Annotated in this window: 13 protein-coding genes; 4 read left to right on the plus strand and 9 right to left on the minus strand. The window is 33.4% G+C overall.

Annotated elements, in window-relative coordinates; translation table 11 throughout:
* Positions 1-3: 3 nt before the first annotated feature.
* The 4 genes from H526_RS0119075 to H526_RS0119090 are packed head-to-tail and all read right to left on the minus strand — an operon-like array spanning position 4 to position 5097.
* On the minus strand, positions 4-996 hold the full coding sequence (locus H526_RS0119075; RefSeq protein ID WP_027394479.1) for a hypothetical protein: 993 nt from the start codon (positions 994-996) through the stop codon (positions 4-6).
* 5 nt (positions 997-1001) lie between these two features.
* Positions 1002-2693 (minus strand): DUF6909 family protein, encoded by a 1692-nt coding sequence (locus tag H526_RS0119080; RefSeq protein ID WP_027394480.1) that lies wholly within the window; start codon positions 2691-2693, stop codon positions 1002-1004.
* 25 nt (positions 2694-2718) lie between these two features.
* Complete coding sequence (locus H526_RS0119085; RefSeq protein WP_027394481.1) at positions 2719-4218, minus strand: GH3 auxin-responsive promoter family protein; 1500 nt, start codon at positions 4216-4218, stop codon at positions 2719-2721.
* Between the two features lie 9 nt (positions 4219-4227).
* Positions 4228-5097: a M23 family metallopeptidase gene (locus tag H526_RS0119090; protein WP_027394482.1), complete on the minus strand. Its 870-nt coding sequence runs from the start codon at positions 5095-5097 to the stop codon at positions 4228-4230.
* Positions 5098-5306: 209 nt separating this feature from the next.
* On the opposite strand from H526_RS0119090, the gene tatA reads away from it, so the two are divergent.
* Together tatA and H526_RS0119100 are read left to right on the plus strand one after the other, a co-directional pair.
* Positions 5307-5498 (plus strand): twin-arginine translocase TatA/TatE family subunit, encoded by a 192-nt coding sequence (tatA, locus tag H526_RS0119095; RefSeq protein WP_027394483.1) that lies wholly within the window; start codon positions 5307-5309, stop codon positions 5496-5498.
* Positions 5499-5886: 388 nt separating this feature from the next.
* Positions 5887-6228 (plus strand): hypothetical protein, encoded by a 342-nt coding sequence (locus tag H526_RS0119100; RefSeq protein WP_027394484.1) that lies wholly within the window; start codon positions 5887-5889, stop codon positions 6226-6228.
* Positions 6229-6304: 76 nt separating this feature from the next.
* Here the strand turns inward: H526_RS0119100 and H526_RS0119105 are convergent, their stop codons facing one another.
* The 4 genes from H526_RS0119105 to H526_RS0119120 form a co-directional block, all read right to left on the minus strand.
* Positions 6305-8431, minus strand: coding sequence for a Tex family protein (locus H526_RS0119105; protein ID WP_027394485.1), 2127 nt, complete (start codon positions 8429-8431; stop codon positions 6305-6307).
* A 46-nt stretch (positions 8432-8477) separates the two neighbouring features.
* Positions 8478-9461, minus strand: coding sequence for a DUF4837 family protein (locus tag H526_RS0119110; protein WP_027394486.1), 984 nt, complete (start codon positions 9459-9461; stop codon positions 8478-8480).
* Between the two features lie 120 nt (positions 9462-9581).
* Entirely contained in the window at positions 9582-11213 is a 1632-nt protein-coding gene (locus tag H526_RS0119115; RefSeq protein ID WP_027394487.1) for a LysM peptidoglycan-binding domain-containing protein, read from the minus strand.
* Between the two features lie 219 nt (positions 11214-11432).
* Positions 11433-12620, minus strand: coding sequence for a phosphoglycerate kinase (locus H526_RS0119120; protein WP_027394488.1), 1188 nt, complete (start codon positions 12618-12620; stop codon positions 11433-11435).
* 204 nt (positions 12621-12824) lie between these two features.
* Between H526_RS0119120 and H526_RS0119125 the strand changes: the two genes are divergently transcribed.
* Together H526_RS0119125 and H526_RS0119130 are read left to right on the plus strand one after the other, a co-directional pair.
* Positions 12825-13979, plus strand: coding sequence for a DNA polymerase III subunit (locus tag H526_RS0119125; protein WP_027394489.1), 1155 nt, complete (start codon positions 12825-12827; stop codon positions 13977-13979).
* 35 nt (positions 13980-14014) lie between these two features.
* The gene (locus H526_RS0119130; RefSeq protein ID WP_027394490.1) at positions 14015-14413 is read left to right on the plus strand and encodes a hypothetical protein; all 399 of its coding nucleotides are present in this window, start codon (positions 14015-14017) and stop codon (positions 14411-14413) included.
* Between the two features lie 49 nt (positions 14414-14462).
* Here H526_RS0119130 and H526_RS0119135 read toward each other — a convergent pair whose 3' ends face one another.
* The gene (locus H526_RS0119135) at positions 14463-21014 is read right to left on the minus strand and encodes a PA domain-containing protein (protein WP_027394491.1); all 6552 of its coding nucleotides are present in this window, start codon (positions 21012-21014) and stop codon (positions 14463-14465) included.
* Between the last annotated feature and the right edge of the window lie 82 nt (positions 21015-21096).

The raw sequence follows: 21096 nt of genomic DNA on the forward strand, positions 1-21096 counted from the left end.
AACCTAATTGTTAATGAAATTTTCTAATTTTCTAGAAGAGTTCTTTATTAAAAAAATAAAGGATACAAGAACACAAAGTAATATTGGTAATAGAAAGATTAATCGCTTATGTATTGCCACAGGATCCCTTACTACATTTCCGTAATCTACAACATCTACCAACTGAGTATCTAATTCCAAAATTTTTTCTTGGTCATTAATTGTTTCTAATAAAGATGCTTTTTTATCTATTAAAGAAGCTATTGTAGGTATTTTTGATTCATCTCCAACAACTATCATTTCGTTAGTTTGAGCAATTGGGTTTTTGTTTAATTTATTTAAATATTCTTCAATAAAAACCAATGTGTTTTTATTTTTTTCTAAATCGGATTTTGTCTGTTTTTGAATCAAAGAAAGTTCTTTAGCGTAATATTGATTAGCACTTATAAAACTTAATAACTGTTTAGAAATTTTAGCATTATTCTTATTCTCATTTTTAAATACTAAGGTCAATTTATGGTTTTTAAAAAAACTTTTATACTTCTCACTTTTTAAAACCTCATCTTCATATCCGTCCATAAATTTATTAAAATAATTTTGACCCGTATAAATGATTTGTAGTTTATCCAAAACATCTTTTGATTCAATTATTGGCTCTATAACTATCTTTTTAAGATCCTTTATATCAGATGAATCTAAATCTATTTCCTTTAGGAAAAGTCTATCTTTAAATTTAATATGTAAATTTTCAACAAAATCATATATGTAAGGAATAGTACTATATTTTGGAGCTAAAATAATTTCTTGTTTATGTCTCTTGTTTAAAACTAAAGCCTTCTCAATAAAATAGCCGCCAATAGCTCCCAAAATGAATAAAATTGAAAACAAAACCCATTTTTTCTTGTAAAATAATAGAGCTTTTATCAAAAGTTTTAACAACCCCTTCAAGCCTTTTACGAGAGACCTAAAAAACTGTCCTAGATCTATTTCTATATTATTTGTTTTTTCCTGGGTCATTATTCTTATCCTTCTTTAAATATTTGCTCTAAAATCTTTTCGGTAATCAAATATGTAGGTTTTACTCCTGTAGTCCCTAATCCTCCTGATGCTAATGTACTTCCTGTTTCTAATGGATTATCAGAAGCGTAATAAGCATAATTCACTTTTACATCAGAACTTATGCTTCCTCTTAACTTAGAAGCAGATTGAATGGCTTTTTGATAATGAGCTCCTTCCATTTCTAACCCTATAACATTCCAAGTAGAATCATGAAAAAACTTTAATATATCTCTGTTTTGCAACGATGTTCCTAATACAGTTATCATTGCTCCTTCATATATATCAATACCTTGACCTTCTAAATCTCCCTTCTTTAATCCATTATCAAAAGGGTAGTTATCAGCAGTACCTTCAAAAACGTGAGCGGACGGTATCATAATATCACCTTTTCCTCCTTCTAAAATACCCGCTTTTCCCATTAGGGAAACAGATTTGACATTCAAATATTTTACTCCATCAGGTTTAACATAAGGTTTCAAAAGTTCATCCATCGTTTCATACGCTTGCTCTCCAAACGCATAATCCATTACTATAATAACTGGTTTATCTTCTTTCTTAACATCTTTTATAAAAGAAGCATAGGTGTCACCCGTATAATTAGCGCTATCAAAAATCTGAACATTTATATTAGTTCCGCTTTGATCTTCTATGTAAGTCATCCCTTTCTGTAAAGCCAATTTTTCCACCTTAGCTCTTAACTTGTCACTCTTATCTTCACTTAGCAACTCATAAATATCAAAAGTAGTCTTATTCTTTAATTCCGTTTTTAAGGCAATTGGTGCATACATTGTGTTCATTACACTATGCATATTGGCACTTATAACATGTATCGGTCTATCCAACAGGTCTAGCTCTTCTAACTTGTTTTTGATACTATTTGCCCATCTTTCTCCATGAATATGATGCCCCAACCGTTCTCTTAGAACTGGACTAAAAGTAACAATCCTTTTATTTTCATTTACAGATTCGTCAATAGCTAACTTACCTAACCAGTATATTATATGAAGAAATCGCTCTTTATTTTCAGGGCAAGAAAAGCTATTGTAAATAGAAGTCACCTCCTGGAAAGTTCTTCCTAAAATATTTGCTGTATGTGTAAGTGCAACTTCTCTTTGCGCCTTGGTAAGTTCTTTTTTAGAAGAAACAGCTTTTTCTAATTTATCCCAATCCCTTGTAACATTTCCTTCTTCATTAATCACCACTCGATTCATTATCTTATGAGATTCTACAAATAAAAACGTTAAGTGGGTAAGAATATCATATATCTCGGATCTACCTCGAGTGATCTCTATATTCATCTGCTCTTCATCAATCCTGTAGCAGTTTCTTCTTCTTTTTGGAGGGACAATCGCTTTAAAATGAGAGTTTTTATAACCTTCTTCACTAGTAAGATTTATATATCTACACTCTTCAATACCAATTGGTAAACGATCAATTACATACAACAAACCATCTAATTCTACTTTTTCCTCAGCAACAGAACCATAAATTTCTGGTCGAAGCGTAAGCAATCCTTCTCTTAAAGTATCACCGGAAACTCCCATCGGTTTATAAAAACCTCTATTGAATAAATGTCGCATTGTAATATACATGCGTTCTATTGCGCTGGAACTTTCCTGTGCTCTTGTTCTTCCTTTTAATTTTTGACTTGTCATAAATTTTTCCTAACAAATATATAACTTATTTACCTATACTGATTCCTAAGGAATCTACAATCTTTCTATCATTAGAAAGCCTTGGTAACTTATTTTGTCCTCCCAGTTTACCAATAGATTTCATATATAAATTAAAACCATCTCTTGGAACCGACCTAACTTTTAAAGTTCTCAATACATTACCAACGATAAGATCATCATAATACGTATTTTGTTTTCTCAAAGAATTGTCAATCTCAATAGCAAAATCATCTAGGTTTTGGGGATTTTCCTGAAACTCTATAAACCATTCGTGATATGGTAATTCTGAGTCTTCTGGATTAATCTGTGGTGCTACTGTAAATTCTTTAATTATAGTACCTGTTATTTCTGTTGCTTCTTTAATTGCTTGTTCTACCTCTTTACCAATTACATGTTCTCCAAAAGCAGAGATAAAGTGTTTGATTCTACCAGAAACCACTAATCTGTATGGTGAAGTCCCTGTAAACATAACCGTATCTCCAATATTATAAGCCCATAGACCTGCATTAGAAGAAATAAGCATTACATAATTTACTCCAACTTCAACTTCGCCGATTGTTAATCGCTTGGGGTTTTCTTGAAAAAACTCATCAGCTTTTATAAATTCATAAAACATCCCAGAATCCAACTGCAAAAGCATTCCTTTTTCATTTTGTGTATCCTGAAAAGCAAAAAAACCTTCAGAAGCAGGATATAGCTCAATACTGGGAACTTTTCTTCCTATTAGTTTTTCGAAAGTAGCCTTATATGGTTCAAAATTTACACCTCCGTATATAAATAATTCGAAATTTTTAAAAAGCTCTCCAATTGGTTTATCGGTCTTCTTTTTAAGTTTTTCAAAATACATTTGTACCCAAGGAGGAATTCCGCTAATAATAGTCATGTTTTCATTAACCGTTTCCTCTACAATAGCATCTACCTTAGTTTCCCAATCATCAATACAATTCGTTTCCCAACTCGGTAATCTATTTTTCTGAAGATATTTGGGAACATAATGCGCAACAATACCCGAAAGTCGACCTAAATTAATTCCGTTTTTTTCTACAAGTTCCGGACTTCCTTGTAGAAATATCATTTTTCCATCAACAAAAGCCGCATTCTTACTTTCTGCTACATAACATAGAATTGCATTCCTTGCCGCTCTAATGTGAGTTGGCATAGAATCCGGTGTTAAGGGAATATACTTTACTCCACTAGTGGTTCCAGAAGTTTTAGCAAAGTATATCGGTTTTCCCGGCCATAATACGTCCTTTTCTCCCTTTACAACTCGATCAACATACGAACGTAGCTGCTCATAATCCCGAACAGGTACTTTTTTAATAAAATCATTATGAGTTCTTATACTACCAAAATCATGGTCTTTACCAAAAGCAGTATTACTCGCTGAACTTATCAAATTATCGAAAACACGTTTTTGTGTAGTTACGGGATTCTTTGCCCATTTATTTATCTTTTTGCGAATGCGCTTTGCAAAAATCTTTGCCCCTAATGATTTAATAGACATTGTATCTTATTATTCAAAATCAATAAACTTTGATGGATCTGTCGGATATCCATCTCTCCATAATTCAAAATGCAAATGCGGACCTGTAGAAAGTTCTCCCGTAGATCCAGCGGTTGCAATTACTTCTCCTGACTTTACCAACTCGCCTTGCTGTTTGGTTAAAGAAGCATTATGCTTATAAACCGTAAGAAGACTGTTTCCATGCTCCAATATAATCACGTGACCTGTTTCTGAAGTCCATTCTGCAAAAATTACAGTTCCAGCTGCCGCAGCTTTAATTGGAGTGTCTTTTGGTACAGCAATATCAATGGCATAATGTTTCTCATTAACATTATACTTAGATGTAATACTTCCTTTAACAGGAGGAAAAAGCGAAAAATCAGTACTTGATTTTTCACTCTCAAACAAACTATATTTATCTTCTCTAGATACCTCTTCTCTAAGTTTTATATCCTGTTCGGATGGGTTTAAATCAACCTCATCTGGATTTAATTTTTGAGACTGTACAGCAGAATCTATATCAAACTCAACAGTTTTAACATCTCCGTTAAGTACTTTTTTAATAGAATTATAATATTCCTGATTAACTGCTAATACAGTTTCTAATGAATCTGCCGTAGAAACCAATCTAGTTGCTTTTTGATTAAGAGAGGTCGAAGAATATCCAGGAATATATTCTCTCAGTGGTGTAAACGCTATCAAAATAGTTGTACAAGAAACCAAAACAATAGAAGTAATCATTAACAATACAAATACGTTAAGCCTGGTCAGCTTAAATGATATTCGTTCTTCGAAAGTATCTTCATTAAGAATTACCAATCGATACTTGTTTAATAGCTTCTTAGTAATTCTTTTTGGTTCTTTTTTCTTTTTAGCCATACATCAATCTAATATCGACAGTTGTGTTAGATACGCAAATATACATATTCTCCTTGCGGATAAAAATGCCAAATTTTATATTAAAACGTTATTTAAAAGTGAATAGTCTTATTATAAGGTGTGAATATTCTCTTAAAAGAAGTTTTTAGCTGTCTAAAAATGCCTTTTTTACCTAAATCTTATTAACTTTGTATTCTAAATTTAAGAACATGATGTCATTAAGTGTATTTTTAGGAATGTTAGGCCCGTGGCAAATTGCATTGATAGTTGCTGTGGTTTTACTTTTATTTGGAGGTAAAAAAATTCCAGAATTGATGAGAGGTTTAGGAAGCGGAATCAAAGAGTTTAAAGACGCCTCTAAAGAAGAAGAAGATCCGAATAAGATAGAAGAGAAAAAATAACCTATAGGTATATAGTAGAAAAATGCCCGGCTTATTAAGTTGGGCATTTTTTATTAATGAAATCCTTGTTTTCCCAAAAGAACTTACTCTTATAGTAATTAAAACACCACAGCTGTTAACGATTTGTGAAAATTATACCTCCATTTTAAAAAATCTCACATCTAGCTCATTTACAGCATATAAATAAAAAATATTCTCCTAAAAACATCAATAAAATCGTTGTTTTGACACAAAAAGCATTTTGTTTTTACGGTAAAACCATAAGATTTGTGTATTTCATCGAAATAAAAAACCACTTCATCTAAAAGTTATTCATATGTTTTATAACACCATTATTTCGTGTTAAATTTGAATCAAATAAGTAAGTAACTTCATAAAGCCCCAAACTATGAAAACTATATTTTTTACCATCGTAATTTTATTTTCTTTCTCAACTATTAGTGCTCAAGAAACTACTGTTCAAAACACTAATGAAAATGCAACTACTGTTAAAGCATCAAAAGTAGATTTTTATAATGCACTTATAAAGGCAAATAACTTTGACATTACTATCAAGGAAAACAAGAAAGAAGTTACTAATACTACTAAAAAAGACTTTTATAACCTTTTATTAGAAAAAAACGGTTTTAATACAGATACTCAAAAAACAACAAGATTAACAAATCTTGTAAACAAAGAAGAAAATACAAGAATCACTCAAAAAAATGCTACTGTAAGTTTACTACCGTAATTATTGGGGCATAAAAAATATAGTAAATACTCCTTTTATATAAAAGGAGTATTTTTTTTGACTTTATTTAAACGTTTTAATCAACTAACGAAAGTTGAATCCTTTTTCTTGATAGATCCACACTCATCACAGTAACCGTTATATGTTGGTTTAATTGGACCACGGCATTCACATCACTTATATACTCATTTGCAAGTTTAGAAATATGTATTAATCCACTTTCTTTAATACCTATGTCGACAAAACATCCAAAATTAGTGATGTTGTTTACGATGCCTGGCAATTTCATTCCTGATTTTAAGTCATTAATGGTTTTTACATTTGGATCAAACTCAAAAACGGTTGCCTTCTTTCTAGGATCAACACCTGGTTTTTCTAATTCTTTTACAATATCTGTTAAGGTAGGTAATCCAACATCTTCAGAAATATAATCTTGTAACCTAATTTTAGTAATTGCTGTTTTATTTCCTATTAATTCTTTTAAGGAAACTCCAGCATCTTTAGCCATCTTAGAGACTAACTTATATCTTTCTGGATGTACTGCTGAGTTATCTAATGGGTTTTTTGGTTCTGTTATTCTTAAGAACGCTGCTGCTTGTTCATATGCTTTTCCTCCAAGTCTAGGCACTTTTTTTAATTGCTCTCTGGACGCTAAAGCTCCATTTTCCGATCGATAGTTAACAATATTTTCAGCAAGCTTGTCTCCGATTCCGGATACATAACTTAATAATGGTGCACTGGCTGTATTTACATTAATACCTACACTATTTACACAACTCATCACTACCGTATCCAATTCATTTTTTAGCTTGTTTTGATCAACATCATGCTGATATTGTCCTACTCCAATTGCTTTAGGGTCAATTTTAACCAATTCAGCTAGAGGGTCTGCCAATCGTCTTCCAATAGAAACTGCTCCACGAACTGTAACATCATAACTAGGAAATTCTGCTCTAGCAATTTTTGAAGCTGAATATACAGATGCACCACTTTCATTAACCATAAAAACTTGAATCTGTCCTTCGAATGGAATTTTTTTAATAAATGCTTCTGTTTCTCTAGCAGCAGTGCCATTTCCTATCGCTATCGCTTCAATTTTATAAGCATTTACTAAAGATCTAATCTTTTTTATAGCATTGGTCGTTTCACGTTGTGGCGGATGTGGATAGATATTTTCATTATGAAGTAAATCTCCTTGCTTATCCAAACAAACCACTTTACATCCAGATTTAAAACCGGGATCTAACGCTAATATTCTTTTTTGGCCTAAAGGAGATGCTAATAGCAATTGTTTTAGGTTTTGAGCGAAAACTTTAATTGCATTATCATCAGCTTTTTCTTTTGCTAGATTTAATACTTCGGTAGAAATCGCTGGTGCAAGTAATCTTTTATATGCATCAGCAATTGCTAAAAATACTTGATCCGTACAAGTTTCTACATTAGATGTAATCATTACATCATCAATAATATCTAATGCGTCATTTTCTGGAACTGTAATTTTTACTCTTACTATCTTTTCGTTTTCTGCTCTAAGAATGGCCAGTAATCTATGCGAAGGGCATTTATGCAATGGTTCTTCCCACTCAAAATATTGTTGATATTTCTGAGCTTCGTCTTCGTTTTTTTTTGTCTTAATAACCACAGAAGTTATTGCTGCTCTACGTTGGTATAATCTTCGAAGTCTGTTTCTTATCTTTTCATTTTCATTTACCCACTCTGCAATGATGTCCCTTGCGCCTTGTAATGCTAGTTCTTCATTAATGATCGTATCATTAAGATATTGAGATGCCACAAAAAGAATCTCCTCTTCTCGTTGCTCCATGATTATTTTTGCCAGAGGCTCAAGTCCTTGCTCCTTAGCAACGGTTGCTTTCGTCTTTCTCTTTTTCTTATATGGAAGATATAGATCTTCTACTTCGGATAGCGTTTGTGCAGCTTCTATTCGCTTTTGTAACTCTGGTGTAAGCGCTTCTTGCTCTGTTATAGAAGCAAGTACACTTTCCTTTCTTTTCTGTAAGGTCTCAAAAACCGTTTTATACTTTACAATTTCACCAATTTCTACCTCATCTAAATTACCAGTTATCTCTTTACGATATCTAGAAATAAATGGAATTGTGGCACCATCATTTAATAATTCGATGGTTTTGGTGATTTGCTTTTCAGAAACAGGAACCTGTTTAGCGATATAAGAAACAATATTCATTAATTACATTTTTTAAACCGCTAAATATATATAAAATTACCTATTTCTACTCAAATTTAATGGACTTGATAATCGCCTCCAATTCGAACATGAAATTTCTTTTTCTTACTGATGGAGCCAAAACAAAACCTTCTATTACCAATTGTCTATTATTCGCTACATCATCGATTGCGTAGTTTACAAAAGGTCCTGCCATATAACGATCTTTGATTTCCCAAGTTCCCTTAGTTTCGAAAGCAAATTTATCATCTAACTTGGTTTCATAAAGATAAGGTGCATATGCTTCTTCTGTAATAAATTTTCCGGAATTAGTAGGTATTTTTAATACTCCTATAGAGTCTCTTACTTTAATAATTTTAGCAATTGTACTAGAATCTTTAGGGATACTTCCTAGAGGAAGTTCATATATCATCAGGTTCATATCCCCATTAGTAATATCTTTACGCAACCAAAAGAATTTATCTTCTTCTTTAGCAATGCGATATGCAGAAGGTATTTTAAGCGTAATACCTATTTTTTCTTTTAGCTGCGGAATATATTCTACCGATTTTTTAATTCGATATTGTTTTTCTCGCATTTCTACTTTTTTATACTTTGCGATCATACCTGCTGACCGTTCTTGGATCAGACGAATAATCTCATCCTGACTAGTTCCAGTAATTACATATCCTAGTTGTGGAGTTGCGTATTTATTATTTGCAACATATACTTTAGACTCATCGCCTTCTTGAATTTTTAGAAACGTACGATATCTTCTAGCTAAACCAGTAAAAACGTCTGGAGGAATTTGTCTCATAGAAAACAACGGTTCTTCTTGTGGTAAACCAGGAACTTCTGCTCCAAAATACTTACGTATTGTATCTCCTAAACTACCTGTCCAAAGTTCATTATCTATAATTACAGATAGTTCATTAATCTTACCTATGGATTGTGCGAGTGAACCATTAATTTTTTCTGAAGTATTCTTTTTAGTTTCTGTACAACTTACTATACAAAATACACAAATGATGGCTAGAGCTAGTTTTTTCATAATACAAATATACTTGGGATGTTATAATATTAAAAATAATACTATCCAGATAACGGATATACTTCGCGTTATAACATCATAAACCGTTCCAATTGCATTTTTTTAATCAATAAATGACGATTAAGATTTCGATAATTTTAACTTCATACCAGGTTTGATTCCGGTACCGCTGATATTATTCCAACTTCGCAGATTCTCTATCGAAACTCCTTTGAATTTTTGTGAAATGCTCCATAAGGTATCACCCGATTTTACTGTATACGTTTCGGAACTACTAGGATTCGTACTTGCAACTGCTTTTTGTGTATTTATTTTCTTTTTTGGTCTATCAACTACGGGGCGTCTTGGATAAATAGTTAATCGCTGTCCTATTCTAAGATTGTTACTACGTAACCCATTCCATCGTTTTATTTGGCTAACGCGTACACCATATCTTCTGGCAATTTTTCCCAAAAAATCACCGCTACGTACACGGTATCTTATTTTATCATTAGCTTCAATAAGCTTAGGGAGTGGTTTTTCTCTCTTATTAAACTCTTCTTGTGCTAGCGCATATATTTGGTTTTCATTAGCAACGAATTTACCTACTTGATCCAACGGCAAACGCAAAACATAGTTTTCATCTTTTATGTGAGGAATAATATCTAACTTATAGGAAGGATTCAAAAATTGTAACTCCTCCATATTAATATCCATAACCTCGGATACCTGATCCAAGGTAATCATCTGCTTCACTTTAATTGTATCTGTTTCAAAATAAGCAAATTCTGGTTTTCTTGGTTTAAAACCATGTTCTTCCGCATATTCAAAAATATACATTGTAGCTAAAAATGCTGGTAAATACCCCGCAGTTTCTCTTGGCAGATTATGACGAATATTCCAGTAATTTGTGTATCCCCCACTTCGTCTGATCGCCTTTGTTACATTTCCTGGTCCTGAATTATAAGATGCTAATGCCAAATCCCAATCACCAAATACACGATAAAGACTTGCCAAATATTTACAAGCAGCCTGCGTAGCCATAATAGGGTCCATTCGTTCGTCTACATATGAACTTACCTCTAATCCAAACATTTTTCCGGTTCCAAACATAAATTGCCATAATCCTGTAGCTCCAACTCTTGATTTCGCTCTAGGTTTTAGCGCAGATTCTACGATGGCTAAATACTTTATTTCTAATGGAATATTTTGGTTATCTAATTCTTGTTCAAATAATGGAAAATAAAACTCGCTCAATGCCATCAATCTCTCAAGATGCTCATGGCGATTTTTTAGGTAATTTTTAATCACACTTTCTAATGAGGTATTGTATTCAACGTTAAAAGGTGTACGTGCATTTAATCTTGCTAATCTGGCCTTTAATGTATCTGTTGGAAGATCTACATATTCGACAGGCTTATAATCCAATTCGGTAACTGATTTATAAATAGTATCAAATAAACTAGAATTATACAATTCTTGTTTCCAAATAGAATCTAACTTGGCCAATTGAGGATGATCCTCAATCGCATACATCACACTATCTTTAACACTTGTTTTAGTAAATGTAGTTGTTTTAAGCTCTCCGACCGCACTAATAACTTTAGTGGTATCTACTACCTGAACTGTATCTTTTTGTAATGTTAATTCTTTATCAAGTGTTACTATTCTTGAAGGTTTCGCTTTAGAGCTTACGGATGGGATTGTATCTTGTGCTTGTAACGAAACTAGACAAAAAAGAAAACTAAGATAAAACCAACAATTTTTAATCATTTTCAGATATTGTTTACAATTACTCAAACTAACGGATATTTAAGGGTAAATAGTGTCAACTTTCAACAAGTTATTAACAACGCTGCTGCGAAAATCGCATTTTTTTTCTAAAACGCAAAAAATCAACAAGTTAAAAACATAAAAAAATCAGTCGAAACGACTGATTTTTAATAACTTTTGAGTTTATTAAGACTTTTCTTACAATAATTTAGTCGATTGTTAATTTTCTATAGCAGCAATACCCGGAAGTGTTTTTCCTTCTAGACTTTCTAACATCGCTCCTCCACCAGTAGAAACATAGCTCACTTTGTCACCAAATCCAAATTGCTTTACCGCAGCAACAGAATCGCCACCACCTACAAGAGAAAAAGCTCCTTTTTCTGTAGCTTCGGCAATAGAATGTCCTAAGGCAATTGTTCCATTAGCAAAATTTTCCATTTCAAAAACACCTAAAGGTCCATTCCAAAGTATTGTCTTAGAATCTAGAATTACTTGATGAAAATTCTTTATCGTTTCTGGTCCTGCATCTAATCCTTGCCACCCATCAGGAATTGCATCTACACTCATTGCCTTTGTATTAGCATTATTATCAAATGCATCTGCCCCAATTACATCAACCGGCAAGTGTATTTGCACTCCTTTTTCTTCAGCTTTCTTTAAAATCTCTAATGCTAATTCTTGTTTATCATCTTCGCAAATAGAGTCTCCTATTTTTCCTCCTTGCGCTTTAATAAATGTATACGTCATCCCTCCACCAACAATCAAATTATCTACTTTATCAAGGATGTTTTCTATAATTGTAATTTTAGAAGAAACCTTAGAGCCTCCAAGAACAGCCGTAATTGGTTTTTCTCCACTTTTAAGTACTTTATCAATACTCTCGATTTCTTTTGCTAATAAACTTCCAAAACATTTATTTTCTGGAAAAAATTGCGCCACAATCGTTGTAGAGGCATGTGCTCTATGCGCTGTTCCAAAAGCATCATTAACATAAACATCTCCTAGTTTTGATAAACGTTCTGCAAAATTAGTGTCACCAGCTGTTTCTTCCTTATGAAATCTTAAGTTTTCCAAAAGTAATACCTCTCCTGGATTTAATTGAGCAACTGCTGTTTCCGCCTCTTCTCCTACGCAATTAGATACAAATTTTACCTGTACCCCAATTACATCCGCAACTTGATCTACAATATGATTTAATGAAAACTCATCTTGAATTCCTTTAGGACGACCTAAATGTGACATTAAAACAGCACTTCCACCATCTTCTAATATCTTAATAATAGTTGGTTTAGCAGCCTGAATTCTAGTGCTATCAGTTACTTTAAAATTTTCATCAAGTGGAACATTAAAATCTACTCTGATTAATGCTTTTTTATTTTCAAAATTGAAATCATTAATTGTCTTCATCGGATTGGATTGATTTTGGTAAACGAAAATAATTTTATTTCCTCAAAAACACTGAAAACTATTAGAAAAATTAAACTAATTTTTCTGCAAACTTCCACTTTTATCGATTTTTAGCAAAAAGAGAGCTTTCAATGAAAAAATCACATTTAATTTATATCTATTACACGCGATACATATTGTACATTATTAAATTATATTTGCTTTATGCTTTTTTCAAAAATATTAGGGCTTTCACATATCAAAAGCTACCTCACCACTAGTGTAGAAAGAGGTCGTATTCCTCATGCTCAACTTTTCGTAGGACCTAGTGGTAGCGGGACACTACCAATGGCTATTGCCTATGCACAATATATTTTATGTCAAAATAAAGAAGGTGAGAACACAGGAGGTAATTCTTCTTGTAATATAAAGTTTGATCATTTAGCACATCCAGATTTGCATTTTGCATATCCTGTGGCCACTAATGATAAAGTAAAAAAACACCCTACTGCCAATCACTTCGCTGAAGAATGGAGAGCTTTTATAAATGACAACCCCTATGGAAGTATTTTTGATTGGTATCTTTCACTAGGTATTGAAAAAAAACAAGGACAGATAGGTGTTGATGAAGCATTGGATGTTGTAAAAAAGTTATCGTTAAAAAGTTACGAAGGTGGTTTTAAGGTCATGTTAATCTGGATGGCTGACAAAATGAATATCGCTGCTTCTAATAAGTTGCTTAAACTAATTGAAGAACCTCCAGAAAAAACCGTTTTCATCTTAATTACGGAAGACGAAGAGCAATTGATACAAACCATAAGGTCTAGATGTCAAGTATTACACTTTCCTCCTTTGGGTGAACAAGTTATAAAAGATGCCTTAAAAGCATCAGAAAATGTTTCTGATACAGAAGCTTTAAAAATTGCACACCAAGCAAATGGAGATTATAGTAAAGCATTACACCTATTACATCACGATGGTGGTGATGAACAGTTTGAAGACTGGTTTATACAATGGGTGCGAACAGCTTTTAGAGCTAAAGGAAATAAACCTGCAGTTAATGATTTAATCAATTGGAGTGAATCTATCGCAGGATCAGGAAGGGAAACACAAAAAAGGTTTTTAAACTATTGTCTTGATTTTTTTAGACAAGCATTATTATTAAATTATAATGCAGAAGATCTTGTATTCCTCGAACCCAAAACTAATGGTTTTAAGCTTAAGAATTTCGCACCATTCATTCACGGTGGTAATATTATGGATATAAGTAATGAATTACAAGACGCAATTTATCATATAGAACGCAATGGTAACGCAAAAATCATCTTGACTGATCTATCTATTAAACTTACTCGATTATTGCATAAAAAAGCTTTATAAGCATTTTTTAGAATTTCAAAACTAAACTCAATTTTATGGACAATTTTATGACTCATATTGTTTCAATTACGATTTTACTGTTTTTACTTATCACTTTTTTACAATCTGGTATCGATAAAATTGCAGACTGGAAAGGAAATCTAGGTTGGTTAAAAGAGCATTTTTCAAAAACATTTTTAAGAAATATGGTACCGACCCTTCTAGGGTCTGTTTTAATTATTGAAATCATCACTTCAATCCTATGTATTGGTGGTATCTATCATTTAATAATGGATAATCATATTGGATTTGCAATTGCAGCAATGTTCGCTGCATGTATAACTCTTTTAATGCTTCTGTTTGGTCAACGAGTTGCTAAGGACTATCCAGGTGCTTTAACTATTACATGCTATTTTATAGTAGCTGTTTTTGGGTTATATGTAATTACCTCATAAAAAAAGAGCACTATAAAAGTGCTCTTTTGTACTATGAAAACAATTAATGTTATTGCTTTACTAATTTTATAATTTTCTTAGCACCTTTGCTAGTTTCAACTTCTGTAAAATACACTCCTTTTTTTAGTAAACTAATATCAAAAGAGCTCTGGATACTTTGTAACACTAACTTTCCAGATACATCAAAAACTTTTATTAAACTTATATCTGTATTAATACTTACTAAAGTATTTGCTGGGTTTGGATATAGATGAATATTTGTCTTTTCATTTTCTATTACATCTAATGTGTTCCCTTCTGCTCTAAAATAATATATTTCCGTGCTTTGTGCTACTCTATTAGCAAATGTAATAACTACTCTATACTCTCCAGGTTCTAAGACCATACAATCAGCCCCTGTTTCAAAATCAAACCAATCCGAACTACAACTATCATCTGTAGTTGGACAAGTTTCATCAAATGGTCTATTACAAGAAATATCATCCAATCTTTGCCATACAATAGATGCTGCATTGGTAAAAGATACATCGACCTCTTCTCCATTTTCATCCTGAATACTAATAACCGGATAACCCTGTCCTATCAATGCACAGAATAGAATTTCATCCGCATAATCAATGATTGGATTTTGGTTAGTTATTGTTACCGTAATCGATTCTAGGACTTCACAACGATTTACATCTAGAGCTTTTACCACATATTCACCTGAAACATCAACATCAAAAGTATTACTTGTTTGTTCTGGGAAGAGCGTCGTAATTCCATCGGCACTTAATAATTGATAGGCATAAGCTGGTGTACCTCCACTGGCATTTACGATAATTGTTCCGGTTTCATCGATATCCACGGATACCAAAAGTTTTGATGGATCTATGAGTGTTATCGGAATAATAAAACTACAACCTAGGCTATCTTGAGCTAAAAATTCATAAGATCCCGTAGGAATATCTGTAAACATATGTTGACCAGTAACACCATCCGCATTATCAGAATAGAACAAAGTTGGATTTAAAGAAGATGTAAACGTATATGGTGGTATTCCTCCAGAAACTTCCAATCTTACAATTCCATCGGCATCACCATTACAACTTATATCCGATACTAACTCCCCCGTTACAACTAATGGAGCTATAGGGTCTATTCCATAATCTTCTGTATAACTACAGCTATCATCTGTTCTTGCCTCAAAGGTGTAGGTGTATCCTTGTTCCAAATTAGAAAATGTATTTGACATTTGCCAAGGAGTTGTTATCGGAGCACTAATTCTATATTCAAAAATACTAGCACCATTAGTTCCGGTTGCAATTACTGTAATACTCGTAGAAGAAGCAGAACAAGTAATGTCTGAAGCTGTAAAATCAAGATCTACTACCTCATTAATTGGATCTATGGTCAAGGTTCCTAATAAAACAGGACAAGTAATTGTATTAGAATCTCTTATATAAACCGTATAATCTCCATCTATTAATCCAATAAATTGATTATTTACCGACCAAATTATAGCATCTAAGCTGTACTCATATTGACCATTCCCTCCTGTTGGGTTTGAGACTGTGATTTCTCCAGATGTATCACAATTATAATCTTGGGTGATTGCTATATCTGCCGTAATCGGAATAACATCCTCTGCAGATATCATTGCGTTAAAAAAACAATAAGAAGTTGTTCCTCGTCCATCATCAGTCGTAACAACGATATAATCTCCAGAAGGGACTCCAGTATATTCTCCAGTAGAATTTCCTGTTGTATTAGCAACAGGTGTTCCAGTGCTATCTTGTAATTCATAGGATAATGTTCCTTCGGCAGCACCTGCAGTTATCATCGTTGTTATCACTCCATTAGCATCACCACAAGTAGGAGCTGTAGTAAATGCCGCGCTAATTGTTAAATCATCATAAACCCTAACGATTGTGTTCACTGAACACCCGGATTCATCTTTAATCGTTACTACATAAGTTCCTGATGTTGCTACTATAAATTGGTGATTATTATTATCTATATTACCTACTACTGCAGTTCCGTCATCCAATTGATACAATAAGGTACCAAAACCTGTTCCTTCAACACTTATTACATTATTATTATCATAAACACAATCATCTATAAAACTTGCTACAACTGTCGGAAGTGGGCTTACTATTACACTAACATCTACAGGTCCAAAACTACATCCATTAGCATCTGAAACCCAGATATCAAAATCACCAGCGACGTTACCCAAATCAATTACATTGTTATTTATAGGATAAACACCTGGGTTACTAGCCCCATCAGTAGTAAGTGCATAGGTATAACCATCAGCTGTCTGAGAAATATCAAACGGAGTACCACCATCTGTTTGCATTATTATCTGTGCATTATCACCACAACTATTCGCTGGTGTTATATTTGTTGGAACTGAATTTAATGAATCGGGAATATCTATCACAAAATCTTGTCTAGCTGGACAACTCGTACCATTTTCTCTAACAATTACGTAATATTGACCTGCTGAAAAATTTGATATAGCTACGGGAACGTTGGTTCCAGTTAGGTTCGTTGCAGTTCCAGAATACGCAACTCCTAAAGAAACGTTCGTAATTTGAGAAAATACTTCCCATGAGACTTGAGTTACGAATGGGTCGTATTCCGAAATTTCAAAACTAATTTCCCCGTCTCCTGAATCTGGCACTTGTCCACAACTTGCATCAGTAACAGTAAAATTCAAAATTTTTGGTTCAGACGGAGGGTTAATTGGTGAAATTAATTCCCTATAGATACATTTTGTAGCATTATCTCTAACTTCAATCGTGTAAGCTTTATAAAATGCTAAACCAGAATATTTATGATCTCTTATTGGTGTATTGGCATCTACTATTGTTGATCCTCCTTCACCATCATTTAGCGGCACAAAATCTCCAAGACCTGGCGATGGTTCACCGACAATGCGTATATCAAAACCTGGCGGCGGATCTGTTGGAGGACTTATACCTGCACCTCCTTGCAGAACGACATCTAGAATAATACCTTCTGAACAACTAGGGCCTACAGTTATATTAGTTATTAAATCATCTGGTGGTGATACCATGTCATATGGTCCAAATGATACCTGACTACAACCACTGATATTATCTGTACTTTGAACGAAAATATAATACTGTCCAAAATTAAGCCCTTCAAAGCGAACTTCTGTAGCCGTAGTTAAAATTGGATTTGAAGAAATAGTAATAGAAGGAATCAATGGTGTAATTGCTATATTCGCAGCATCTACCAAGGTATATGTATATGGTCCTGTCCCTCCACTTATAGTTAAATCTATAGCTCCTAAATCAGTAATAATATCTGACCCTCCACAAGTTACCGGCGTAATAGCGTTAGACACCTCAATAATAGCATTAGGTGCATTAATACTAACATTTTCGAAATTTTCGCATTGGTTACCATCTATTATCTGAATCTCATGATCTCCAATTTCCACATTATCAAAAGTTATTGTGTCTTCTACTATGGGGCCAATTTCCACATTTCCATCCAAAATATAAGTGAATGGAGGTGTTCCGTCTGTAATAACAACTTCTATTTGTCCAAATTCTTCTGCACATACAGGATCTACGCTAGTTACAGAAATTACAGGATCAACAGAAGGCACATTAATCGTAGCTACATATTCACATCCAGGAAAGTTACTATCTATAGCATATACTGTTACATCTCCCTCTGCAGAAATAACGAATGTTCCTGTAGTATTAGTGTAAGGTCCTCCAGAAGTTAAGCTAAAAGCAAAATTAGTTAGTACATTTACAACACTAACACTACCTTCATTATCACAACCTATAGGATTCATAGAGAGTTCTGGTTGATATTCATTTTTAAATACACTAAAATAAAATGGAATAACGCATCCACCTTCAAATTCTGCAAGAATTCTGTAATCCCCTACTTCTGAAACTGTATAACTTGAAGTATTACCACCTGTAACTTCTTCCCAGTTAGCATCTGTACAATTACCATCTAATAAAGAACAAGGATCATTAAAATTTGCCTGACAAGTACCTGAATAACTTAAACGTTGCCAAGAAATACCATCCAAAACAGATGAATCGAAATTTGTTTCTAAAAATAAGCTCTGATCACCACATAGTAAAATTTGTGGAATAGAAAGACTATTACAATCTTCTGTTACCACAGTGGTTCCATTAACATAGTCCAAAATTGGATTCTGGATGTCGCTAAAACCTTCGACATTAAACTCTTCTACTGATGTTATACATTGTGGATCCGCCCCATCAACATCTTCTTTTATTACTTTAAAAACACCTGTTTGAGGATTTGGAACCTGAAATGTATTACTCGTAGTAACTATAGGAGTTGAAATACTCGGTCCCGACCAAGTATAACTACTATATCCATTTCCGGCTGTTAATAATAACTCTCCTCCACAAAATGGCACATCAATTTGACAAGGAGCAAAATTTATAATCGTATTTCCTATTACCTCTGGTATAGAGTTACAACTGTCTGATGAAACTCCATTATCATCCACAATTGCTATTCCTGAGAATAACCCTGTATATGAAACAGTAGTTGTGTTAATAACTTGGTCAGAGCATGCATCTGCTAAATCATTACAGCTAGTTACTAATTGGGTTGTAAATCGTATGGATATCGCATCGCTTGTTACTTCCAATAGGCTACTTGGTACCAGAAATTGTAATCTTCCTGGAGATGTCTCCGAATATGTCACTCCTGGTGGTAGCGTTTCGTCAGATATACCTAATAAATTTGTATTTACCGGAAGTATATCTGTAATTATTACCGATCCATCAATGAAATCTTCATTACCAACGTTTTCTATTTCTAGATCATATATAATTTCGTCTCCTAGCTCAACATTTCCTCCAGTAATTTCAACGGTTCCATCTGCGTTAAAAACACGTTGTACCAAACTAAGTTCTGGTTCCATTGTTGTAGTAGAAAAAGAATTTAAAAAAACACTAAATCTATCTCTAGTCGTTATTAATTGAAATACTGCGGAAGTTTGACCATTTCCAATAATCGAATTACTTGGGTTTGGCAAATCAAAAATATCGATGTCAAATCCTTGGGTATTTCTAGAATTAGGAGTTCTGCTCGTAACATATGCTCCATCAGACGAAATTGAACTATTAAAAAAATTTGTAGCTGGATTAGCCGTGTCAGCCCCTTGTCCTAATGCAACATAATCACCACTTGTATTCAATACATTTAATTGGTCTCCATCAAAACTAAAGTCTCCTTCCAATGATGCCACTCCATATCTAGTAGATACTGGTAGATTTCCTTGTGGTGTCATAAAACCATTATATGTAAATTCTATTGGGGCATCTCCACTAAATATCTGAGCAAATCCATCGCTAATACTTATGTATTTTGCATCATCTTGAGGGTCTTCATAAATAGCCACTAAAACCCATCCTCCGCAAGCTCCATCTCCACCACTTGTAAAACCTTGTGTTGCATTCATATCGGCAACAGTATACGTTCCAAAAGGATTATCTAGATCCAATAAGCTAGTAACATCTGCATAACATACATAAGGAAACTCATCATTTGCGGTATTCCCCAAAGGATTCGTAGGTGTATTGCTATATCCATCAAAAACCACACTAGTAGCAGCAACATCTATATAGGTACCTCCGGGAATTTTAAATTTTACATTTCTAAAGTCTGCTGGCCCCTGTTTTCTTGGATCAATAAGGGGAAGGTCTGTTAAAACATCATCTCCCTGATCCGTAGATAAAGTAGCTAACACTACGTTAGTTTGTGACTGAAGAAGCGTTACTAAATCTTCATCAAGAAAATTAGCATTACTAATATCGTCATTACCTATAGATACTACGGGTACTGTTATCTCTGGTCCGTTCCCAATAAGTCTTGGTAAAAGACCATTATCATTTACAATAACTACTCCTACCGCACCGGCATTTTGAGCATTTACAGCTTTCTCTCTTAAAGAACAAGTACCTCCTTTTCTAAGCACTGCTATATTGCCAGTTAACTCTGCCTCATTAGTAATACTGCAACCATCGATAGGTTGAGCTACCACCAAATAAGAAGTTACCGGACTTCTTTGTATATCGACATTATCATTATCAAACTCAGCATTTCTTACAGCATATTGTTGAGCTAGTGGGCCATTATTTATAATTAATGCTGTATTCGTATCGGAATTACTTGCAATTTCAGCATCCAAAAAATTATTAGGACTACTCGCTCTTGTCATATAATAATTTGCTGACCAATATAATCCCGCATATACCAATTTACTGCACTCTTCTCTCGGAGCTGTTAACCTAGCTTCACTTGAACTAAAAGTAGTTGGATCATCATCTACATCTATATAAGCAGTAACAGTATTACCATTATTATCAATACCGTTATAATTTCCATTAGGATCTGTAAATCTATTTCCATCCTTGTCCTCAATCATACCAACAATATCGTTACCGGTCATGATCAAATCTCCTTTAACACCTGAGATAGATTTTCTAATCTGAAAAGGAACAGTTTCTTGACTAAAAACTGTGGTGCTAACAAGTAACAAGCATATCGCTATTAATTCGAGACGTAATTTTTTATTCATTTTTTCTAAAATTGATAAATCTGGTTTTTAATGTAAGTATCATAACAAAGGAAAATGTTACCATAACTTTATTTTTTATTTG

Source organism: Aquimarina latercula DSM 2041 (genome assembly GCF_000430645.1).
In the GTDB taxonomy this organism is placed as follows: domain Bacteria; phylum Bacteroidota; class Bacteroidia; order Flavobacteriales; family Flavobacteriaceae; genus Aquimarina; species Aquimarina latercula.

Bases quoted from the DNA above. Each gene is read 5' to 3' on its own strand.
- H526_RS0119075 (WP_027394479.1), bottom strand. From the start codon at position 996: ATGACCCAGGAAAAAACAAATAATATAGAAATAGATCTAGGACAGTTT.
- H526_RS0119080 (WP_027394480.1), bottom strand. From the start codon at position 2,693: ATGACAAGTCAAAAATTAAAAGGAAGAACAAGAGCACAGGAAAGTTCC.
- H526_RS0119085 (WP_027394481.1), bottom strand. From the start codon at position 4,218: ATGTCTATTAAATCATTAGGGGCAAAGATTTTTGCAAAGCGCATTCGC.
- H526_RS0119090 (WP_027394482.1), bottom strand. From the start codon at position 5,097: ATGGCTAAAAAGAAAAAAGAACCAAAAAGAATTACTAAGAAGCTATTA.
- tatA (WP_027394483.1), top strand. From the start codon at position 5,307: ATGATGTCATTAAGTGTATTTTTAGGAATGTTAGGCCCGTGGCAAATT.
- H526_RS0119100 (WP_027394484.1), top strand. From the start codon at position 5,887: ATGAAAACTATATTTTTTACCATCGTAATTTTATTTTCTTTCTCAACT.
- H526_RS0119105 (WP_027394485.1), bottom strand. From the start codon at position 8,431: ATGAATATTGTTTCTTATATCGCTAAACAGGTTCCTGTTTCTGAAAAG.
- H526_RS0119110 (WP_027394486.1), bottom strand. From the start codon at position 9,461: ATGAAAAAACTAGCTCTAGCCATCATTTGTGTATTTTGTATAGTAAGT.
- H526_RS0119115 (WP_027394487.1), bottom strand. From the start codon at position 11,213: ATGATTAAAAATTGTTGGTTTTATCTTAGTTTTCTTTTTTGTCTAGTT.
- H526_RS0119120 (WP_027394488.1), bottom strand. From the start codon at position 12,620: ATGAAGACAATTAATGATTTCAATTTTGAAAATAAAAAAGCATTAATC.
- H526_RS0119125 (WP_027394489.1), top strand. From the start codon at position 12,825: ATGCTTTTTTCAAAAATATTAGGGCTTTCACATATCAAAAGCTACCTC.
- H526_RS0119130 (WP_027394490.1), top strand. From the start codon at position 14,015: ATGGACAATTTTATGACTCATATTGTTTCAATTACGATTTTACTGTTT.
- H526_RS0119135 (WP_027394491.1), bottom strand. From the start codon at position 21,014: ATGAATAAAAAATTACGTCTCGAATTAATAGCGATATGCTTGTTACTT.